This is a genomic window from Kitasatospora sp. NBC_01302 (genome assembly GCF_035976515.1).
Lineage (GTDB): Bacteria > Actinomycetota > Actinomycetes > Streptomycetales > Streptomycetaceae > Kitasatospora.
In genome coordinates, this window is sequence record NZ_CP108404.1 from 8,863,056 (window position 1) to 8,883,978 (window position 20,923).

Annotated in this window: 18 protein-coding genes; 17 read left to right on the forward strand and 1 reads right to left on the reverse strand. The window is 74.1% G+C overall.

Annotation, left to right across the window (positions count from 1 at the left end; all coding sequences use genetic code 11):
• The first annotated feature begins 3 nt into the window (after positions 1–3).
• From OG294_RS38675 to OG294_RS38735, 13 genes are all read left to right on the forward strand, one after another.
• On the forward strand, positions 4–1,482 hold the full coding sequence (locus OG294_RS38675) for an FAD-dependent monooxygenase (protein ID WP_327071253.1): 1,479 nt from the start codon (positions 4–6) through the stop codon (positions 1,480–1,482).
• A 159-nt stretch (positions 1,483–1,641) separates the two neighbouring features.
• Positions 1,642–2,778 (forward strand): carboxylate-amine ligase, encoded by a 1,137-nt coding sequence (locus tag OG294_RS38680; RefSeq protein ID WP_327071254.1) that lies wholly within the window; start codon positions 1,642–1,644, stop codon positions 2,776–2,778.
• On the forward strand, positions 2,759–4,543 hold the full coding sequence (locus OG294_RS38685; protein ID WP_327071255.1) for an N-acetylglutaminylglutamine amidotransferase: 1,785 nt from the start codon (positions 2,759–2,761) through the stop codon (positions 4,541–4,543). The genes OG294_RS38680 and OG294_RS38685 overlap by 20 nt, the downstream gene beginning before the upstream one ends.
• A 14-nt stretch (positions 4,544–4,557) precedes the next feature.
• Positions 4,558–6,684 carry a S9 family peptidase gene (locus OG294_RS38690; RefSeq protein ID WP_327071256.1) on the forward strand — a complete coding sequence of 709 codons (2,127 nt, stop codon included), beginning with the start codon at positions 4,558–4,560 and terminating at the stop codon, positions 6,682–6,684.
• A 332-nt stretch (positions 6,685–7,016) separates the two neighbouring features.
• Positions 7,017–8,000: an isopenicillin N synthase family dioxygenase gene (locus OG294_RS38695; RefSeq protein WP_327071257.1), complete on the forward strand. Its 984-nt coding sequence runs from the start codon at positions 7,017–7,019 to the stop codon at positions 7,998–8,000.
• A gap of 50 nt (positions 8,001–8,050) precedes the next feature.
• Entirely contained in the window at positions 8,051–8,803 is a 753-nt protein-coding gene (locus tag OG294_RS38700) for a methyltransferase domain-containing protein (RefSeq protein ID WP_327071258.1), read from the forward strand.
• A complete protein-coding gene (locus tag OG294_RS38705; protein ID WP_327071259.1) occupies positions 8,800–10,080 on the forward strand; it encodes an ATP-grasp domain-containing protein in 1,281 nt (426 codons plus the stop codon). The genes OG294_RS38700 and OG294_RS38705 overlap by 4 nt, the downstream gene beginning before the upstream one ends.
• Entirely contained in the window at positions 10,077–10,745 is a 669-nt protein-coding gene (locus OG294_RS38710) for a 7-cyano-7-deazaguanine synthase (RefSeq protein ID WP_327071260.1), read from the forward strand. Before OG294_RS38705 ends, OG294_RS38710 begins: the two co-directional genes overlap by 4 nt.
• Positions 10,746–10,777: 32 nt before the next feature.
• Positions 10,778–11,134, forward strand: a complete 357-nt coding sequence (gene queD, locus OG294_RS38715; RefSeq protein ID WP_327071810.1) for a 6-carboxytetrahydropterin synthase QueD — start codon at positions 10,778–10,780, stop codon at positions 11,132–11,134.
• A 133-nt stretch (positions 11,135–11,267) separates the two neighbouring features.
• Complete coding sequence (locus tag OG294_RS38720; protein WP_327071261.1) at positions 11,268–11,897, forward strand: 7-carboxy-7-deazaguanine synthase QueE; 630 nt, start codon at positions 11,268–11,270, stop codon at positions 11,895–11,897.
• Between the two features lies 1 nt (position 11,898).
• Entirely contained in the window at positions 11,899–12,573 is a 675-nt protein-coding gene (gene folE / locus OG294_RS38725) for a GTP cyclohydrolase I (RefSeq protein WP_327071262.1), read from the forward strand.
• A 13-nt stretch (positions 12,574–12,586) separates the two neighbouring features.
• The gene (locus OG294_RS38730) at positions 12,587–13,921 is read left to right on the forward strand and encodes an MFS transporter (protein ID WP_327071263.1); all 1,335 of its coding nucleotides are present in this window, start codon (positions 12,587–12,589) and stop codon (positions 13,919–13,921) included.
• 86 nt (positions 13,922–14,007) lie between these two features.
• Positions 14,008–14,508 (forward strand): peptidylprolyl isomerase, encoded by a 501-nt coding sequence (locus OG294_RS38735; RefSeq protein WP_327071264.1) that lies wholly within the window; start codon positions 14,008–14,010, stop codon positions 14,506–14,508.
• 114 nt (positions 14,509–14,622) lie between these two features.
• Here OG294_RS38735 and OG294_RS38740 read toward each other — a convergent pair whose 3' ends face one another.
• Positions 14,623–15,540, reverse strand: a complete 918-nt coding sequence (locus OG294_RS38740; RefSeq protein WP_327071265.1) for a LysR family transcriptional regulator — start codon at positions 15,538–15,540, stop codon at positions 14,623–14,625.
• Positions 15,541–15,659: 119 nt separating this feature from the next.
• Between OG294_RS38740 and OG294_RS38745 the strand changes: the two genes are divergently transcribed.
• From OG294_RS38745 to OG294_RS38760, 4 genes are all read left to right on the forward strand, one after another.
• On the forward strand, positions 15,660–16,586 hold the full coding sequence (locus tag OG294_RS38745) for a reductase (protein ID WP_327071266.1): 927 nt from the start codon (positions 15,660–15,662) through the stop codon (positions 16,584–16,586).
• A complete protein-coding gene (locus OG294_RS38750; RefSeq protein WP_327071267.1) occupies positions 16,586–17,479 on the forward strand; it encodes an aldo/keto reductase in 894 nt (297 codons plus the stop codon). Before OG294_RS38745 ends, OG294_RS38750 begins: the two co-directional genes overlap by 1 nt.
• 691 nt (positions 17,480–18,170) lie before the next feature.
• Positions 18,171–19,379, forward strand: a complete 1,209-nt coding sequence (locus OG294_RS38755) for a cytochrome P450 (protein ID WP_327071268.1) — start codon at positions 18,171–18,173, stop codon at positions 19,377–19,379.
• A 95-nt stretch (positions 19,380–19,474) separates the two neighbouring features.
• A complete protein-coding gene (locus OG294_RS38760; protein WP_327071269.1) occupies positions 19,475–20,842 on the forward strand; it encodes a serine hydrolase domain-containing protein in 1,368 nt (455 codons plus the stop codon).
• Positions 20,843–20,923 lie beyond the last annotated feature (81 nt).

Below are 20,923 nucleotides of genomic sequence, written 5' to 3' on the forward strand. Positions count from 1 at the left end.
GACATGGACACCGACGTTCTCGTGGTGGGAGCCGGTCCGACGGGACTGATGCTGACCCACGAACTGCGGGTGGCCGGGGTGTCGGCGGTGGTCGTCGACCGGTTGCCCGAGCGCAGCGAGCTGTCGCGGGCCGGCGGGGTGCACCCGCGCACGATGGAGGTCCTGGACCAGCGCGGCCTGCTGGAGCCGCTGTTGGCCACCGGCGACTACCCGGTGAGCCCCGGTCACTTCGCCGGCCGGCTCTTCGATCCCGCCGACCACGACAGCAGGCTGCCCGGACGGTTCATCCCGCAGACCGTCGTCGAGGACTTCCTCACCGACCGGCTGGCGGGGCACGGCGTCGGTGTCCGCCGGGCGCACGAGCTGGTCGGGCTGGCGGCCGACGAGGACGGCGTCACCGCGACCCTGCGCCACGGCAGCACCACCCGCACCGTGCGCTCGGCGTTCCTGGTCGCGGCGGACGGCGCGCACAGCACCGTCCGCAGGCTGCTGGGGATCGCCTTCCCCGGCAGGCCCGGCACGGACACCGCGCTCGTGGCCGACGTGCGGCTGCGCGACACCCGGCCCTCGCGGCCCGCGGCTGCCGGCCAGTCCCACACGACCGCCGCGGACGGGAGCTGGGCGATGCAGTTCCCGCTCGGCGGGGACCTGCGCCGGCTCGCGCTCGGCGGCCCGGCGCACTCGCTGCCCAGGGAGATCCCGGTGACCGAGGAGGAGATCCGCGCGGGCCTGCGCACCGTGTACGGGCCGGGCGTGGACCTGGTCGAGCAGCGCTACACGTACCGGATCACCAACGCCGCCCGCCAGGTGGCGGACTACCGGCACGGCCGGGTGTTCCTGGCCGGCGACGCCGCCCACATCCACCTGCCGATCGGGGGCCTGGGCATGAACACCGGCCTCCAGGACGCGGTCAACCTCGGCTGGAAGCTCGCCGCCGCCGTGCACGGCTGGGCACCGCAGGGCCTGTTGGACAGCTACCAGAGCGAGCGCCATCCGGTCGCGGCCGGCGTGCTGCGCATCGTCCAGGCGCAGAGCCTGCTCATGGACTGGGCCGGCACCGGCGGTCCGGACGTGGCCGCGACCCGCGAACTCTTCGACACCCTGCTCCAACTGCCCGACACCAGGCGCCACCTGGCCGCCCGGATGGCCGGACTCGACATCCGGTACCCGATGCCCGGGGCGCCCGGCCACCCGCTGCTGGGCCGTCGCGCGCCCGATCTCGACCTGACCGGCGCGCAGGGCCCGGTGCGCCTGCACGCGCTGCTGCGGGCGGGCCGGGGCCTGCTGCTCGACCCCAGCGGCGGCTCCGACCTCGCCGCGGTCGCCCGGGGCTGGAAGGACCGCGTCGACCGGGTCCCGACCAGCACGGCCACCGACGCGCTGCTGATCCGCCCGGACGGCCACGTCTGCTGGGCCGCGGCCCGGCCGTACCCGTCGGAGCCGCTGGCGGGTGCCCTGCGGCGGTGGTTCGGCGAGGGCTGAGGAGTCCCGGGGCGAGCCCGGTACCCCGCACTCATGATGCGGCGCGGGGGCGGTCGTGGGAGGTTGGACCCTTGGGGGGGACGGGCGACCGTGGAGCGGTCGCCCCGGCACGGCGGGTCGGTGACCCGCCGTGACGTCGAACCGGTTCGGAGGTGTCCGATGGCCGTGTCGATGGGAGTCGAGGAGGAGTTCCACATCGTCGATGTGGAGAGCCGGATGCTGGTGGCACGGGCCCAGGACGTGCTGGACCGCCTGCCACGGCGCGGCTTCGTCACCGAGTTCCTGCAGTCGGTGGTCGAGTCCAACAGCGGCGTGCACGGTTCGCTGGAGGCGCTCTACGCCGATCTGGCCCACTCCCGGCGGACCCTCTCCGAGGCCGCCGCCGGGCTGGGCCTGGCGATCGTCGCCGCCGGCACCGCGCCGCTGGCCAGGGCGGGCGTGGTGGACGCCACCCCGCACCCCCGCTACCTGCACATGGCCGACGAGTACCGCGTGGTGGCCGACGAGCAGCTGATCTGCGGCGGGCAGTTCCACGTGGACGTGCCCGACCGCGACACGGCCGTCCGGGCGATGTGCGTGATCTCGGCCTGGCTGCCCACCCTGCTGGCGCTGTCGGCCAGTTCGCCGTTCTGGCTCGGCGCGGACACCGGTTACGCCAGTTGGCGGACACTGCTGTGGCAGCGCTGGCCCACCAGCGGTCCGGCCGGCTGTTTCGACTCGGCGGCCGAGTACGACGCGGCCGTGACGAGGCTGGTGCGCTCCGGAGTCATCAGTGACGCCGGGATGGTCTACTACGACCTGCGGCCCTCCGCACACCAGCAGACGCTCGAACTGCGGATCTGCGACGCCTGCCCCCGGGTGGAGACGGTGGTGATGATCGCCGGACTGTACCGCGCGCTGGTGGTGGACGCCTGTGCGGCCGTGCGGGGAGCCGACGGCTGTCGGCACGCCCGGCCGCAGTGGCTGCGGGCGATGACCTGGCGGGCCGCCCGCTCGGGGCTGGGCGGCGAACTGGTCGACCCGACCACCGGGCTGGCCGAGCCGGCCCGGGCCGTGGTCCGCAGGATGCTGGCGCGGCTGCGGCCGACGCTGGAGGAGCTCGGCGACTGGGAGATCGTCTCCGCGGTGGCGGAGGAGACCCTGGCCCTGGGGGACGCCGCCCACCAGGTGCGGCGCGTCGCCGCCGCCGGCGACCTGACGGCGGCCGTCGACTTCCTGGTCGACCGGACCCACGCGCATCCGCGCGGTATCGGTGCTGCAACGGAGGTGAGCCGGCATGTGCGGGCTGAGTGGTGAGATCCGTTTCGACGGCGGGCGGCCCGACCTGGCCGCGGTGGAGCGCATGACCGACCGGCTGGCGGCCCGCGGTCCCGACGGCCGGGGCCTGTGGTCGCAGGGCGCCGTGGCGCTCGGCCACCGGCGCCTGAAGATCATCGACCTGTCCGAGCGCGGCGCCCAGCCGATGACCGACTCCGCGGCCCGGCTCACCGGCGTCTTCAACGGCTGCATCTACAACTACCGTGAGCTGCGCGGCGAGTTGGAGGCCCTGGGGCACCGCTTCTTCTCCACCTCCGACACCGAGGTGCTGCTCAAGGCCTACCGGCAGTGGGGCACGGCGTGCGTGTCCCACCTCTACGGCATGTTCGCCTTCGCGGTGGCCGAACTGGACACCGGGCGGCTGGTGCTGGCCCGCGACCGGCTCGGGATCAAGCCGCTCTACCTGGCGCAGCGCCCCGGCCGGCTGCGCTTCGCCTCCGCGCTGCCCGCGCTGCTGGCGGGCGGCGGGGTGGACACCTCGCTCGACCCGGCCGCGCTGCACCAGTACCTGACCCTGCACGGCACGGTCGCCGCGCCGCGCACCGTGCTCGCCGGGGTGCGCAAGCTCCCGCCGGCCACCGTGCGGGTGGTGGAGCCGGACGGCCGCCAGCACGACGAGTGCTACTGGCAGCCGCCGCACCGCCGCCGCCCCGAGGACGCCGGCATGGACGCCGACGACTGGCGCGACGCGGTGCTCGAGGCGCTGCGCACCGCGGTGCGCCGGCGCACGGTGGCGGACGTGCCGATCGGGGTGCTGCTCTCCGGCGGTCTGGACTCCAGCCTGATCGTGGCGCTGCTGGCCGAGGCGGGCTTCGACGACCAGGCCACCTTCAGCGTCGGGTTCGAGACGGAACGCGGCGAGCAGGGCGACGAGTTCCACTACTCGGACCTGGTGGCCCGGGAGTTCGCCACCGACCACCACCAGATCATGGTGCCCTCCGACCGGTTGCAGACCGCGGTGGACCGGTCGATCGCGGCGATGAGCGAGCCGATGGTCAGTCATGACGTGGTCGCCTTCCACCTGTTGGCGGAACAGGTCTCCAAGCACGTCAGCGTGGTGCAGAGCGGCCAGGGCGCGGACGAGATCTTCGCCGGGTACCGCTGGCATCCGGCGCTGGCGGCCGTGCCGCGCGAGCAGGAGCCCGAGAGGTTCGTCGAGGTCTTCTTCGACCGCTCGCACGCCGAACTGGGCCGGATCCTCAAGCCCGAGCTGCTGGCGGAGCACGACGCCTCCGGCGAGCTGGTCCGCTCGCACATGGCGCTCGCGGGCGCCGAGACGGCGCTGGACGCGGCCGTGCGGCTGGACACCCACGTGCTGATGGTCGACGACCCGGTCAAACGGGTCGACAACATGACCATGGACTGGGGCCTGGAGGCGCGGGTGCCGTTCCTGGACCACGAGCTGGTCGAGCTGGCCGCGGCCTGCCCGCCGGAGCACCGGCTCGCGCACGGCGGCAAGGGCGTGCTCAAGGAGGCCGCCCGCAAGCTGCTGCCGGCCGAGGTCATCGACCGGCCCAAGGGCTACTTCCCGGTGCCGGCGATCCGGCGGATGGCGCCGCCGGTGCTCGACCGGATCCGCCAGGCCCTGGCCGCTCCCGAGGCCCGCTCCCGCGGGGTCTTCCAGGAGGCCTACCTGGAGCGGCTGCTCGCCGCGCCGGACGCGCACCGCACGGCGCGCGGGGCCAACGCCCTGTGGCAGGTGGCCCTGCTGGAGATGTGGCTCCAGTCCCACCGGATCGGCTGAGCGGGAGGCGCGGCGTGGTGGACCGGCCGACCGATCCCGCGGGCCCCGGACAGCCGGCGCCGCGCGCCGCGGCCCTGCCGGAGGCGCGCGGGGCCCGGGAGACGCACAGCCCGGTGACCGCCCACGGCTGCTGGTACCCCTCGGCCGACCCCAGCGGCCGGCAGGTGGCCTTCATCTGCAACCGGGGCGGGGTGCCGCAGCTGTGGACCGGTCCGGCCGACGGTGAGGACGCGCACCTGCTGGACACCGGGCCCGACCCGGTCACCGAGGTCTCCTGGTCCCCGGACGGGCGCTGGATCGCGTACACCACCGCGCCCGGCGGCGGCGAACTCACCCGGGTGCTCTGCGTGCGGCCGGACGGCAGCGACCGCCGGGTGCTGGCCGGCGCCGCCTCGGGCAGCACCGCCTACCTCGGGCGCTGGAGCCGCGACGGTGCGCTCATCGCCGTCACCGCCACCGACCCGCCGACCGGCCTGCTGATCGCGGAGCGCGGCGCGGCCGGCCCCGCGCTGCTCGGCGGCGCGCACCGGGGCGAGCTGGGGCGGCCGGGAGCGGCGGGGCCGGCGGTGCTGCGGCCGGCGGGCCCGGCGCCCGGCGCCGCCGCCGACGAGCCGCACCTCACCGGCGGCGGGCTCGCCGTCTTCCTGGCCGATCCGGCGGGCGTGCGGCCGGCCGAGCTGATCGCCACCGAACCCGGGGGCGCCACGCTGCGGGTGTGCGACAGCACCGCGGACGGCCGGCTCGTGCTGCTGCTGCGCGGACCGCGCGGCGGGCGCGAGGCCGTGGTGCTGCGGAGCGACGGGCGCGAGACGGCCTACTCGGTGCGGGTGGCCGACGGGGATCCCTGGGTCGGCCGGTTCTCGCCCGACGGCCGCAGGCTCTACCTGCGCAGCGACGCCGACCGGGAGTTCGCGGCGCTGGTCACCGTCGAGCTCGGACCGGACGGGAGCTGCCTGCGCCGGGTGGTGACCGCCGGGCGCGAGGACGCCGACCTGGAGCTGCTGTCGGTGGCCGACGACGGTCGCACCGCGGTGCTGGCGTGGAACGTGCGCGGGCGCACCGAGCTGGAGACCGTCGCGCTCCCCGCCGCTCCCGCCGCTCCCGCCGAACCCGCCGCACCGGCCGCTCCCGCTGCACCGGCGCCGTCCGCACCGGCGCCCGAACTCGCCGCCCGGGTAATGACGTTGCCGCACGAGGTGGTGACCCGGATCAGCCCGGCGGGGCCGCGCGGGCTGGCGCTGGCCGTCGCCGGTTCGCGCCGCCGCCCCGGGGTCTGGCACACGCCCGACGGCGGGAGCCCGCTGCGCACCCCCTGGTCCTCGCGCGACGAGGACGTCGTCGCGCCCGGCCAGCCCGCGCCGGTCCGGCCCGAGCACCTGCGCCTGCGTGCCCGCGACGGGCTGGAACTGGGGGGCTGGTACTACCGCGCCCCGCGCCGGGAGCCGGACGGCCGGGGCCCGTGCGTGATCCACCTGCACGGCGGCCCCGAGCAGCAGGAGCGACCGGTGTTCGAGCCGCTCTACCACGAGCTGCTGGGCCACGGCCTGGACGTGTTCGCCCCCGACGTGCGCGGCTCGCTGGGCGCGGGCCGCTCCTTCGTCAACGCCGACCTCGGGGAGGGGCGCTTCGCGGCGATCGACGACGTCGCGGACTGCGCGGCGCACCTGATCACCCTCGGGGTCGCCGACGCCCGGCGGCTGGCCGTGATGGGCCACTCCTACGGCGGGTACCTCACGCTGGCCTCGCTGGTCTGGCACCCGGAGCTGTTCCGCACCGGGGTCTCGGTGTGCGGCATGTCCGACTTCCTGACCTTCTTCGCCGGCACCGAGCCCTGGATCGCCCGATCGGCCGCCGTCAAGTACGGCCACCCCGAGCGGGACCGGGACCTGTTGCACGCGCTGTCGCCGATGAGCCGCATCGACGCGCTGCGGGTCCCGGTGCTGACCGTCCACGGGGAGCACGACACCAACGTCCCGCCGGGGGAGTCCGAGCAGCTCGTCCGGGCGGCCCGCCAACGGGGCATCCCCGCCGAGCTGTTGCTGCTGGCGGGCGAGGGCCACGAGTTCCGGCGCACCCGCAGCCGGGTGCTGTTCCGCCGTACCGCGGCGGACTGGATCGAACGCCATCTCGCCGTCGAGTAGGAATGATGATCGTATTCTGGCGTGAAATAGCCCCTGCATGATCCGGGTGCGGCCGGAGGCGGGCGGGTACCGGACAAACCCAGGACGGTAAATCCCCGGCCACTGTTCGCTGGCGCATCATCTCCTGATGATTCAGCGAAAGTCGGCGATATGGACGCTGCATGTGGCCCTCGCGAAGCTGGGGGCCTTTTTCTGGTTAACCTTCAACCATGTCGTTGACACCGCTTCCCGGTGCGGCTGAGACTGGGTCAGGGCGAGATTCCGAATTTCCCTGAGCGGCTGCGGAATTCGACCCGAAAGGCCTCCGGCCCGCACCCGAGGAGCGTGCAGCTGTGACCACCGAAATCCCTTCCGTCGACCTGGAGGAATGGCTGGCCGCCGACGCCGGCGAACGCGCGGACCTGCTGCGGCCCGTCGATGCCGCGCTGCGCGAAACCGGGATGTTCCTGCTGACCGGTCACGGGGTCCCGCGCGCCCGCGGCGAGGACTTCCGCCAGGCGGGGCTCTCCTTCTTCCGGCTGCCGCGGCAGGCCAAGCTCGGCTACGAGATCCAGTGGCAGTACGACAACGGCTGGCGCGAGGTGCACCGCAACGTCGGCATTCCGGCCGCGGCCGCGGACGACACCAGCGCCCCCGACCTGCACGAGTCCTTCTATGCGGGACCCACCCACCGCACCGGGGACACCAGGTTCGACGAGCTCTTCTACCCGGCCAACCGGTGGCCCGCCGAGCTGCCCCAGCTGCGGGCGACGGCCGAGGCGTACACCGGCCACATGGTCCGGGTCGCCGAGCAGGTGAACCGCATGTTCGCCGAACTGCTCGGCCAGCCGGCGGACTTCTTCACCTCCCGGGCCCGGCGGGCCACCTGGACGCAGAACGTCAGCTGGTACCCGTCGCTGACCCGGCTCGGGCAGCCGGGCACCGGCCGGATGCGCAACGCCCCGCACACCGACCTGGGCACCTTCACCCTGCTGAACCGTCAGCCGGGCAAGGGCGGCCTGGAGGTGTGGAACGAGGCCGACGGCTGGTTCGCCCCCGCCTACCCGATGGACTCCGACACCCTGATCGTGATCCTCGGCGACCTCATGGAGCTGTGGACGGACGGCCGTTGGCGCGCCCTGCGGCACCGCGTACCGGCGCCCGGGGCCGATGCCCCCGACGAGGAGCAGGTCTCCCTGGTGTTCTTCTTCGAGGCCGACCCGGACGCCCTGATCGAGCCGCTCGCCGCCCCGGCGGGCGGCGGCCTGGGCCTCGCGCCGGCCGTGGCGGGCGAGTCGATCCTGGGCAAGCTCGGCGTCCCGCTGACGCCCGCGTGACGACGCCCGCGCACCGCCCGGCCCGACCCCGCCCGAGGAGGCGACCGATCGTGTCCGACCCCGCGTTCTACTCCAAGGTGGCCACCCGGTTCGGCGGCTACCCCGACTGGCCGCCACGTGACACCGACTATCCCGAGGGGGATCCGGAGGCGTACGTCGACAGCGTGCTCGCCGCCCTGGGCGGCGGCAGCCTCCTGGACGTCGGCTGCGCCGACGGGCGCAACCTGCTCGCGGTGGCCGACCGGTTCCCGCGGGTGCGGGGGATCGATCTCTCGCCCGAGATGGTGGCCGCCGCCCGCCGCAACCAGGCCCGGACCAGCCTCGACCACGTCGTCTTCGAGGTCGGCGACGCCTCGGCCACCGGTCTGCCCGACCACTCGGTGGACGTGATCTGCTCCCGACGCGGACCGCTCTTCCCGGCCGAGTTCCACCGCGTGCTGAAGCCCGGCGGCGCCGTCGTGCACCTCGGCATCGGCGAACAGGACGTCCGGGCGCTCAAGGAGGCCTTCGGCCGCGGCCAGCACTACGGCGGCTGGCACGAGGCGCCGCTGGCCGAGCAGGGCCGGGCGCGCCTGGTGGCCGCGGGCTTCGCGGTGGAGATCCGCTCGTACCGCTTCGACGAGTACTTCCACCACCCGCAGGACCTGCGCGGGTTCCTGGGCAAGGTCCCGATCTTCGAGGACTTCGACCCGGACGCCGACCGGGCCGCCCTCGACGGCTACCTCGCGCGCGCGACCGGCGAGCGCGGCATCCACCTGGCCCGCCACTGGTTCGTGCTCGTCGCCCGCAAGGGCACCCGGTGACCGCCCGCGCCGCGCACGACGTGCTGGTGGTCAGCTCCTACAAGCCCCTCCCCGCACGCCTGCTGGCCGACGACCTGCTCGGCCGGGTCCGCGTCATCACCGAGCCCGCCTTCGCCGGACTCTACGGGGGCCGGGCCGAGGTGACCTGTGTCCCCAGCATCGACGACCTGAGCGCCGTGCGCGACGCCGCCCTCGGCCTCTTCGCCGACGGGCCCGTCGACGCGGTGCTGACGCCCGCCGAGGCGGGCATCGCCGCCTCGGGCCTGCTGCGCTCGCACTACGGGATCCAGGGCATCGGCTACGAGACCGCCAACGCGTGCTCCAACAAGTACGTGATGAAGCGGACCCTGGCCGCGGCCGGCGTGCCGGTCACCGCCTTCCGGCCGGCCTACCGGCTGGCCGACGTACCGGCCGCCGCGGCCGATCTCGGCTGGCCCGTGGTGCTCAAACCCACCTTCGGCGGCGGCACCTTCGACGTGGTCGAGCTGGCCGGACCGCGGGACTTCGCGGCCTTCGCCGAAAGCCCGGGCGCGCGGCGGCTGCGCGCGAGCCGCACACCGCTGCTGGTCGAGTCGCTGGTCGAGATGGAGGCGGAGTACCACTGCGACGCGGTGGTACACGACGGCGAGGTGCTGTTCGCCGCCGTCTCCCGCTACCACGGGCCGGTGCTGCGCACCCTCGGCGGCTTCGTCGGCTCCTACCCGCTGCCCGAGGACCACCGCGACCAGTGGGCGGCCCGCACCCTGCTGCGCCGGGTGCTCGGCGCGGTGGGCCTGCGCCACGGGGTCGCGCACGTGGAGATGTTCCGCACCGCGGGCGGGATCCTGGTCGGCGAACTCGCCTGCCGCCCACCGGGCGGCGGACTGGTCGACGGACTGGCCCTGCAGTACGGGGTCGACCTGTGGCAGGCGTTCCTGGAGACCTCGCTGGGGCTGGCGCCGACCCTGCGCCCGCGCACCGCCGAGCGCATCGTGGTCAACTCCATGCTGCCGGCCCGGCCGGGGCGCATCACGGCGATCACCCCGGCCGAGAAGCTGGCCGCGCTGCCGGGCGTGCGGCAGGTCACCATGACCCGGCGGGTCGGCGACCTGATCGACCCCGACCTCTACTCCACCTCGCACACCGGGGTGGTGCTCTTCACCGTCGGGAGCGAGGACGAGGTCCCGCTGCGCCTGGCGGAACTCGCACAACTGTACGCACTCGACGTGGCGCCGGTCCCCGGCCCCGGCGCGGTGGGCGGCGCCGGCCACGGCGCCCGGGAGGGGAGTGAAAGGTGAGCAGAATCGTCGCCGTCGTCTCCGGCGGGATCGACTCGGTGACCATGGCCCATCACCTGGCCGCCGGCGGACACCGGCTGCACCTGGTGGCCGTCGACTACGGACAGCGCCACCGCAGGGAGCTGGACTGCGCCCGCGCCGCCGCGCGCCGGCTCGGCACGGGCTACGACGAGGTCGACCTGACCGCGGTGGGCCGCCTGATGCGCGGCTCCTCGCTGACCGACCCCACGGTGCCCGTCCCCGACGCGGGCCGGGCCCCGGTCGGGCCCAACCCCGACATCGTGCCCAACCGCAACGCGGTCCTGCTCGCGGTGGCCTACACGGTGGCGGTCGTCGAGCGGGCGCACGCGGTGGCCTTCGGGGTGATGGCCGACGACGTGGGCCCCTCTGACACCTCGCCCGCCTTCCTCGACGCGTTCCTCGCCATGGAGCGGATCGCGACCCGCGGCCAGGGCAGCGCCGACCTCGGCCTGCTCGCCCCGCTGATCACCCTGCACAAGCACGAAGTGATCGCCCTTGGCGAGGAGTTGAAGGTGCCCTGGGAGCGGACCTGGACCTGCTTCCGCGGTGAGGAGCTGCACTGCGGCAGCTGCGCGGCCTGCGTCGAGCGGCGCACCGCGTTCGTCACCGCCGCTGTCGAAGACCCGACCGAGTACCGGTGTTGACCCCACCACGAGAAGGGACCAGACCCGTGACGATGCGGATCAGCAAGCAGTTCGCGTTCTCCGCCAGCCACCGGCTCGACGGCCTGCCGGACGGGCACCAGTGCGCCCGCCTGCACGGCCACAACTATGTGGTCGAGGTCGAACTCGCCGCGGAAGCAGACCAGTTGACCCCGACCGGATTCGTCCGCGACTACGGCGACCTGGCGCCGTTCAAGCAGTGGATCGACACCACCGTCGATCACCAGCACCTCAACGACATCGTCAGGTCCAACCCGAGCGCCGAGAACCTGGCCCGCTGGATCTACGACCAGTGGTCGGCGCGGCTGCCCGAGCTCTCCGCCGTCCGCATCTCCGAGACGCCCAAGACCTGGGCCGAGTTCCGCCCGTGACCGGGCGCCCGGACCGGCCCGCAGACCACGAGGAGGTGATGCCAGTGGAACCGCAGATCGTCGTCAACGAAATCTTCGGCCCCACCTAGCCGTCCAGGGTGAGGGCCGCTCGCTCGGCCGGCACTGCGCCTTCGTGCGCCTCGGCGGCTGCAACCTGACCTGCCGCTGGTGCGACACGCCCTACACCTGGGACTGGACCGGCAGCAGCGACACCGGCATCGCCTACGACCCCCGCCAGGAGCTGCACCGCCGCTCGGTCGCCTCGGTCGCGGAGCAGGTCGGCGCGCTCGGCGTCGGCCTGGTCGTGATCTCGGGAGGCGAACCGCTCGGCCAGCAGGCCCGGTTGGCGCCGCTGGTCGACCTGCTCACCGGCCGGGGCATGGAGGTGGAGATCGAGACCAACGGCACCCACGTCCCGCACCCGGCGCTGGTCGCGGCGGGCGCGCGGTTCAACGTCTCGCCCAAGCTGGCCCATTCGGGGGTCCTGGCCGCGCGCCGGATCAGACCGGCGGCACTGCGGGCGCTGGCCGGCACACCGGGCACCGCGTTCAAGTTCGTCTGCCGGGACACCGCCGATCTGGAGGAGGTCGGCGCACTCGTGGCGCGCTACGGCCTCGACCCGGTGTGGATCATGCCCGAGGGGCAGAGCGCCGAACGCCTCGAGGAGCACCTGCACCAGCTGGCGGCCCCGGTCATCGCCCGGGGCTGGAACCTCACCACCCGGCTGCACACCTTGATCTGGGGACAGGAAAGGGGCGTCTGAGTTGAGCACCGACGTGAACGACATCGCCGTGAACGACATCGCCGTGAACGACATCGAGGTGAACGGCATCGAGGTGAACGGCATCGGGGTGAACGAGGAGGCCGTCGCCGCGGCGATGGAGATCGCCGCCGTCACCGAGCCGGACCCGCTGGTCGGCCTCGCGGTCAGCCTGCTGAAGGAGATCGGGGAGGACCCGGACCGCGACGGGCTGCGCGAGACGCCCGAGCGGTTCGCCCGCTGGTGGCGGGAGTTCACCGACTACGACCCCGGCACCGTCGCCACCCTGTTCGAGACCACCACCACCGGGCAGCTGGTCCTCGTCTCCGGCATCGAGGTCTGGTCGCTGTGCGAGCACCACCTGCTGCCGTTCAGCTGCTCCATCAGCGTCGCCTACCGCTCCACCGAACGGCTGCTGGGACTGTCGAAGTTCGCCCGCATCGCCCACCAGCACGCGCACCGGCTGCAGGTGCAGGAACGCCTGGTCGCCGACATCGCCGCCGACATCATCCGGATCACCGGCAGCCAGGACGTCGCCGTGGTCGGGCACGGTGAGCACCTGTGCATGACCATGCGCGGGATCAGGACCAGTGCCCGGATGACCTCCACCTCCATCAACGGCGAGTTCGCCCGGGCCGGCCTGGCCCGCGACGAACTGCTGACCCTCCTCAACGGCTGACCGGCGCGGCGGCGTGACCCTCGAGGAGGCGGTCCGCCCGGCGCGCAGCCGGCGCGAGCGGCTGGGCCTGCCACAGGTCAGGGGCGCCGGGCCGCTGCTGACGGCGTCGCTGGTGGACAGCGCCGGCTCCGGACTCTTCCTGCCGTACGCGCTGCTCTACTTCCTCGACACCACCCGCCTTCCGCTGACCACGATCGGAGTCGCGCTCTCCGCGGCCGCGGCCCTCGCGCTGCCGTGCGCCGCCCTGTTCGGCCCGCTGGTCGACCGGATCGGTGCCCGCGCCGCGGTGGTGCTGGCCAACGCGGTGCAGGCGGCCGGCTTCCTCGGCTACCTGGCGGCCGGAGCCGCCTGGCAGATCACCGCCTTCGGGTTCCTGGCCAACGCCGGCCAGAGCCTGTTCTGGACGGCGAACGGCGCCCTGGTCACGCTGGTCGGTGCACCGGGGGACCGGGCGCGCTGGTTCGGCCTGCTCCGGGTGGTGCGCAACGCGGGCACCGGGACCGGCGCACTGCTGGCCGTGGTGCTCGCCTCGGGCGCCGGCCCGACCGGCGGCCGCCTGGTGGTGGCGGCCGACGCGGGCAGTTTCCTGCTGGCGGCCGGCGTGCTCGCCCGGTGGCGGCCACCAGCGACCGCCGCTGCCCTCGCCCCCGCCCCCGCCGCCGCTCCGGCACCCGCCGTGCCCCCGGCACCCGCTGCGCCGTGCGGCTACCGGAGGGTGCTCGCCGACCGCTCCTTCGCGGCACTCAACGCCGTGACGCTGCTCCTCGTCCTCAACCTGCTGGCGGTGCCACTGGTCCTCACCCTCTACACCACCCGACTCCTGGGGCGTCCCGCCTGGGTGGCCGGGCTGCTGATCGCCGGGAACACCGCCCTGGTCGCGGCCCTGCAGACGCCGCTGGCGGAGCTGCTGCGCCGCCGCCACGGTCCGCGCCGGCTGCGGCTGGCAGCCGCGATGTTCGCGGCCTCCGCCGTTCTGCTGTGGTCGGCGGACGCGGCCGGCACCGGGTGGGTCGCGGTCGGGCTGGTGGCCGGTCTGCTCGCCTTCACCCTGGGCGAGATCATCTGCTCACCGGTGCTGCCCGACCTGGTGGCCGCGCTCGCCCCGCCGGGCCTGAGCGGACGGTACTTCGCGCTCCACCAGACCTGCTGGAGCCTGGCCGCCGTGCTGGCACCCAGCCTCTTCACCCGGCTGCTGAACCGGGGGAGCGCCTGGCTCTGGACGGCGCTGCTCGCGGTGGCCTGCCTCGCCTACCTGCTGGCCACCGGAATCGAACGCCCCCGGGGCGGGCAGCGGCCGGCGGCCCGGACCGGTGCAGCCGGCGCGCCTCGGGGCCCGACCATGGTATGACCCCCGGGGAGTACCAGCAAACCGCACGTCAGGACGCTAAGCTCCCAGCTTGTAAGGATTCCGACACCCAAGCGAAAGAGCGCACAATGGCTGACACCGGAGCGAACGTCTACTTCGACGTGACCGTGAACGACGAGCCTCTTGGCCGGATCGTCTTCAAGCTGTTCGACGACGTGGTGCCGAAGACCGCGCGGAACTTCCGCGAGCTGGCCACCGGTGAGAACGGCTTCGGCTACGCCGGCTCGGGCTTCCACCGCGTGATCCCCGCCTTCATGCTGCAGGGTGGTGACTTCACCAACCACAACGGCACCGGTGGCAAGAGCATCTACGGCGCGAAGTTCGAGGACGAGAACTTCCAGCTGAAGCACGACCGTCCGTTCCTGCTCAGCATGGCCAACGCGGGCAAGAACACCAACGGCTCGCAGTTCTTCATCACGACCATCGTCACCGACTGGCTGGACGGCAAGCACGTCGTCTTCGGCGAGGTCGTCGAGGGCGAGGAGATCGTCAAGAAGATCGAGGCCCTGGGCTCGCAGAGCGGCGCCACCAAGGGCAAGATCGTCATCAAGGAGTCGGGCACGCTGTAGTCCCTCCTGTGGCCCGTCGGGGCCGTCCTGCGGGGCGGCCGCGACGGGCTGGTGACTTTCCCGGCTCCCGGCCCCCGGCGCATGCGACGGGGGCCGGGAGCCGTTGTCCTTCCGTCAGCGATCGCACGGCCCGACGAGGCGCGCGGCGAGATCCTCGGCCAGCCGCGCGGCGGTTCCGCGCCGGCGGCGGGCCAGCGCCAGCCCCAGGTGGCGGCGCGGGGCGGGCTCGGCCAGCGGGAACGCGACCAGCTCCGGGTGCCGGGTCAGGCCGATCGCGGGGATCAGCGCGATGCCGATGCCGGCCCGCACCAGCGACTGCGCGAAGTCGTAGTCCGTCGCGGTGCACGCGATCCGCAGCTCGACGCCGAGCGTCCCGGCGTGGCGGGCGAGTTGGGCGGCGGACTTGTGGCAGCCCAGGATCCAGCGCTGGTCGGCCAGTTCGGCCAGCTGCGGCGGTTCAGGGCGGTCCAGGTAGTCGGCCACGGACGGGTGGCTGCGCGGCAGCACGACCTGCATCGGGTCGGTGCCCAACGGCGTCCAGTCCAGGCCGGAGCGGTCGCCGGGCCGCGCGGGCGGCAGCCCGTCGAAGTGGTAGGCGAGGGCGAGGTCGGCCCGCCCCTCGCGGAGCGCGGGCAGGCTCTCCTCCGGCTCCGCCTCCAGGATGGTCAGCTCCACCTCCGGATGGTCCGCCACGAACCCGGCCAGGGCGGCGGGCAGCAGCCGCCGGCCCGCGCTGGCGAAGGTGGCGACCGTGAGCGTGGTCTGCACGGCCGTCAGGCGCTCGATGCGCTGCTGTGCGTCGGTCAGCTCGGCGGCGATCGCGTCCGCGGCCTCCACCAGCAGACGCCCCGCCTGCGTCAGTGTGACGCCGCGGGTGGAGCGTTCGACCGCCGGTGTGCCGAGGCTGCGCTCCAGCGCGGCGATCTGCTGCGAGACGGCCGACGGCGTGCAGTGCAGGGTCAGCGCCGCCTGGTTGAAGCTGCCGTGGCGGGCGACCTCGCGCAGTACGGCCAGTCGCTGGACGTCGATCAACAGTTCTCCTAATGACGAGGTGGCCGAGCAGACACTACTGCTGATGATCACCATTCGAAAGACTGGCCGCCGAGGACGTCGGAGGACGTCAGGAAACGGGCCGAGGGAGGAACTGCGGCATGCAGGTGTGCGTGATCGGCGGGAGCCGCTATTTCGGGCGGCGGCTGATCGAGGAACTGCGGGACGGGGGCGCGGCGGTGACGGTCGTCAACCGCGGCTCCTCGCTCCCGCCGCGGGGCGTGACCCGGTTGTGCGCCGACCGCGACGACGAGGCCGCGCTGCGCGCCGCGCTGGCCGGCCGGAGCTTCGACGTCGTGGTCGACCAGGTCTGCTACACGCCGCGGCAGGCGGCCGTCGCCGCCCGGGTCTTCGCCGGACGGACCCGGCGCTATGTGCTGACCTCCACGGTCGAGGTCTACGCCGAGCGGGGCCGACCGGGGAGGCAGGCCGTCGCGGAGCGGGCCGTGGATCCCTCGGCCTGGCCGGTGGACCTCGAACTGCCCTGGAGCGACGAGAGGTTCCTGGCCGACCACTACGGCGAGGGCAAGCGGCAGGCGGAGGCGCTGCTCACCCGCCGGGCACCCTTCGACCTCGCCGTCGTCCGCACCGCGCACGTGCTCGGCGGCGGCGACTTCACCGGGCGGTTCGCCCACTACGTCGAGCGGATCGAGGGCGGCCTGCCGGTGGCGGTGCACGCCGCGCCCCAGCCCGCCTCCTTCGTCCACGAGCCGGAGATCGCCCGCTTCCTGGCCTGGGCGGCGGCGGCCGACTTCACCGGTCCGGTCAACGCCGCCTCCCACGGGGCGCTGGACGCCGCCGAGTTGTGCGCGGCGATCGGCCGGGCGGTCGGCGTCGACCCGGTGCTCGCGGTCGGCGCGGGGGAGGAGCTCTCGCCGTTCTCCTTCGAGCGCTGCTACGCGCTGGACACCGGCCGGGCGCAGCGCCTGGGCTTCGGCTTCTCGTCGGTGGCCGACTGGCTGCCGCAGGTCGTCCGGGAGACCCGGACCGACCTCCGGAACCGAGCGGCCGTCAAGGAGGCCCAGTGATGACGCGGACCCGGCCGGGCGTCTCCCGCACCATCGGCGGTGTCCCGGTGGGCGCCATCGGCCTCGGCGCGATGCCGCTCTCCGTCGAGGGGCGCCCCGGCGAGGAGCAGGCACTCGCCACCGTCCGCGCCGCGCTCGACGCGGGCGTGCGACTGATCGACACCGCCGACAGCTACCACTGGCACGCCGACGAAGTCGGCCACAACGAGCGGCTGATCGCCCGCGCGCTGGCCGGCTGCGGCAGCGGCGCGAGCGAGGTGCTGGTGGCGACCAAGGGCGGTCGCGGCCGTCCCGGCGACGGATCGTGGACGGTCGACGGCGACCCGCGCCACCTGCGCCGGGCGGCCGAGGCCTCGGCCGCCCGGCTGGGGGTGGCGACGATCGGCCTCTACCAGCTGCACAAGCCGGACCCCGCCGTCCCGTTCGCGGAGTCGGTCGGCGCGCTGCGCGAGCTGGCCGACGCCGGGACGATCAGGATGGTCGGCCTGTCCAACGTGGACTGCGAGCAGATCCGCACGGCGCGGGAGATCCTGGGCCCGCGGCTGGTCTCGGTCCAGAACCGGTTCTCCCCGGCGCACCAGGCCACCCGCGACACCCTCGACCTGTGCACCGCGCTGGGCCTGGCCTTCCTGCCCTGGAGCCCGCTCGGCGGGATCTCGCGCAGCGCCGTCGACGACCCGGCGAGCACCGTACCGGCCCCGGACACCCCGTTCCACGCCCTCGCCCGAGAGCGCGGGGCGAGCCCGCAACAGATCGCCCTGGCCTGGCAGTTGGCGCAGTCCCCGGTCGTGCTCCCGATCCCGGGCGCGCGCCGACCGGCCAGCATCCGCGACTCCGCGGCGGCGGCCGGGCTCACCCTGTCGGCGGCGGAGCTGGCCGGGTTGAAGATCTGACGTGACGTCAGAGAGATGACGTCGCGTCGAGTCGGCACCACGTGGCCGCCGGTCGGCTACAGCCGACCGGCGGCGCGGTGGTGCGGCACCCGGTTCGGTGTTCGGGATCGCTCCACCTCCTCGAAGCGGCCGGGAGCCCGACGGACCGGGCCTCGCGGCAGTTGAACGTGGTCTGGACCGGTCGGCGCCCTGACGGGTGACCGGCCCTGCACCTGCGCAAATGGCACGCAAGTGGCAACTGTCCTTCCAGTTTACCGGGTTGGGGCGCCGACCGCGCGGTTTCCGGGGTTTACGCTGCCGTGGCCGGGCAGACGCAAGGGCGGCGGACCGGCCGGGATATCACACCGCGGCCGGTTTGCGTGAGAGTTGACCCTCGTTCAACCTCAAGGGGTTGCGAGAGAGTGACGCACCGTGAAGACTGTGGCGGGTTCGCCGGTGGTGCCAGGGGAGAGATGCTGGGGGGTTTGCTGCGTCCTGCGCCGCTGCGCGCTGCTCTGCCGCGTGCTGTTCTGCCTCGACAACAGGCCGACGGCATCGGGCCGTTCGCCCCTGCCCTGGGGGCGTTGCCTGGGTCGCACCCGCCTCGTTCGGACGCCCTTGTGCGCTCCGGCGCGGTGCGGTTCGCCGTGCCCTGCCCGCGTTGCCCCGCCCGGCCCCGGCTTCCGATCGGAGCCGTGCTCAAGGAGAAGACTTGACTGACCATCAGATACGGTACTCCTCGGTAGGTTTGGAGGACATACCCGAGCGCTGGCGGAAATTGCGCGAGACCGGGCCGGTGCGTTACGAGGAGAGCCAGGACGTCTGGCAGGTCCTGGACCACGAAAGTGTGTCCGCCGTGCTCGCCGACCCGGTCACGTACTCCTCGGACCTCTCCTCCCTCGCTCCCACCCAGGAGGACTTCGAGACCTTCCGGCAGGGCAACTTCGTCGGGATGGACCCGCCGCAGCACCGCACCCTGCGGACGCTGGTGAGCCAGGCGTTCACCCCGCGGGTCGTGCAGGGGCTGGCGCCGCGCATCGAGGCCGTCTGCGCGCAGCTGCTGGACGCCGTCGCGGACCACGACCGCTTCGACCTGGTCGACGCGCTGGCCTATCCGCTGCCCATCATCGTCATCGCCGAACTGCTCGGCGTCCCGGCCGGCGAGCACCTGCTCTTCCAGGAGTGGGCGAGCGTCCTGTTCGGCGGCGACCAGCTCGGCGAGGCCCCCGACATGGCCGACCTCGAACGGGCCCTGGAAGCCATCGCCCCCACCGTCCGGGAGATGAACGGCTACGTCCTGCAGCACATCCGCAACCGCCGCGCCGATCCGGGCGAGGACCTCACCAGCAGGCTGATCGCCGCCGAGGTGAACGGGGTCCGCCTGACGGACGAACAGATGGTCGGCTTCGTGGCCCTGCTGCTGGTCGCCGGGCACGTCACCACGACCGCGCTGCTGGGCAATGCCGTGGTGACCTTCGACCGGCAGCCCGGGGTCGACGCCGCGCTGCGCGCCGACCCCGGCCTGCTGCCGCAGGCCGTCGAGGAGGTGCTGCGCTGGCTGCCGCCCTTCCCCGAGCTGGGGCGCCGCACCACCCGTCCGGTGGTCCTCGGCGGGCACGAACTACCCGCCGACACCCTGCTGATGGCGCACCTGGGCGCCGCCAACCGCGATCCGGCCCGCTTCGAGCGCCCGGACGTCTTCGACGTGAGGCGCCACCCCAATCCCCACCTGACCTTCGGCCACGGCATCCACTTCTGTTTCGGCGCCCCGCTGGCCCGGCTGGAGGCGGACATCGCCCTGCGGATGCTGCAGACCCGGTTCCGCGCGCTCACGATCCCCAGCCACGAGGACGTCGCCTACCAGAACCCGGCCGTCATCCTCGGCGTGCGCCGGTTGCCGGTCGAGGTCGTCAGACGGTAGGTCCGGCGCACCCGCGCCCCGGCCGCCCCGCGCGCTCACCCGCGCCCGGCCGCCACGCCCGCACATGAGACCCAGTCCACGGGAGCCCCCTTCTCATGCTGTACTCCACCACCGCCCCGGTCCGCGAGCGCGCGCCGTTCCTGTTACCGCGAGAGCTGCAGGAGCGGCTCGACGCCCTGGCCCGCGAGCACCGCGTCCCCGGTGCCCAACTCGTCCTGGACACCGGCTCGCAGGTCATCGCGCTGCACACCGGCACGGCCGACGCCGCCACCGGTGCGCCCGTCACCGCGGACACCGCCGTGCCGCTCGGCTCGCTCACCAAGCCCTACACGGCGGCCCTGGTGATGCTCCTGGCCGACGACGGCGACCTCGACCCGGAGGACCTCGTCGCGGAGCACCTGCCCGAGCTGCGACAGCTGCCCGCAGTAACGATCCGGCAGTTGCTGAGCCACACCGGCGGCCTGCCGACCGGCCCCGACTCCGACACCGCGGGGCGGACCACGCCCGCGCACTACCTGGCGGCCGTGTGCACCGCCCAGGACGCGCTCTTCCCGCCCGGGACCGACTTCTCCTACTCCAACGCCGGCTATGTCGCCGCCGGCCGGCTGGTGGAGGAGGTGACCGGCATGCCGTGGCACGAGGCCGTGCGCACCCTGCTCCTGGAACCCCTGGGCACCGTGCCCGCGTTGCTCGGCGACCCGGCCGCCGCCCGGCCGGTCGCCGCCGGCCACGCCGTCAACACCGCCACCGGCCGGGTCCGTCCGGTACGTCAGAACCTGGCGCCGCTGGAGGCCCCGGCCGGCGCCCTGCTGGCGAGTGCCACCGACCTCGCCGCCCTCGGCCGTGCCCTGGCCGGCCGCAGCGAGCTGCTGCCGAAGGACGTCGCGCTGGCGATGCGCAGCCCGCAGCCCGCTGCCCGGCCGGGCGCGCTGGCGGACGGCTGGGGCCTGGGACCGGCCCTCTTCCGGCAGGACGGGCTGCTCTGGTGCGGCCACGACGGCAACGCCCAGGGCACCTCCTGTCACCTGCGGGTCGAACCGGACAGCGGCGTGGTGGTCGCCTTCACCGGCAACGCGGGCGCCGCCACCGCCCTCTGGCGCGACCTCGCCGAGGAACTGGCCCGCCTCACCGGGATCCGGGTGCCCGCCGCGATGGCGCCCGTGGCCCAGCGCGCCACCGCGGCCCAGAGCGCCCCCGTCGCCCTGCCCGAGTGCGCGGGCACCTACGCCAACGGCGGCATCCGCTACCGCGTCGCGCTGGAGCCCGACGGCTCGCCGACGCTCTCGGTCGACGGCGACCTGGCGATCCCGCTGCGCTGTTACCCGGATCTGTCCTGCGATCTGGTCGACCCGGACACCGGCCGCCCCGAGCCCGGCGGACGGTTCCACCGCGACCCCGCCACCGGGGCGATCGACCGGGTCCAGATATCCGGGCGCACCGCGCGCCGCATCGGCCCCGCCTGAGCCGACCCGCCCCGCCCCCCTGCCGACCCGCAGTGCCGGGCCGTGGCCGGGCGCGCCCGCACACCCACCGGCACCGCCCGT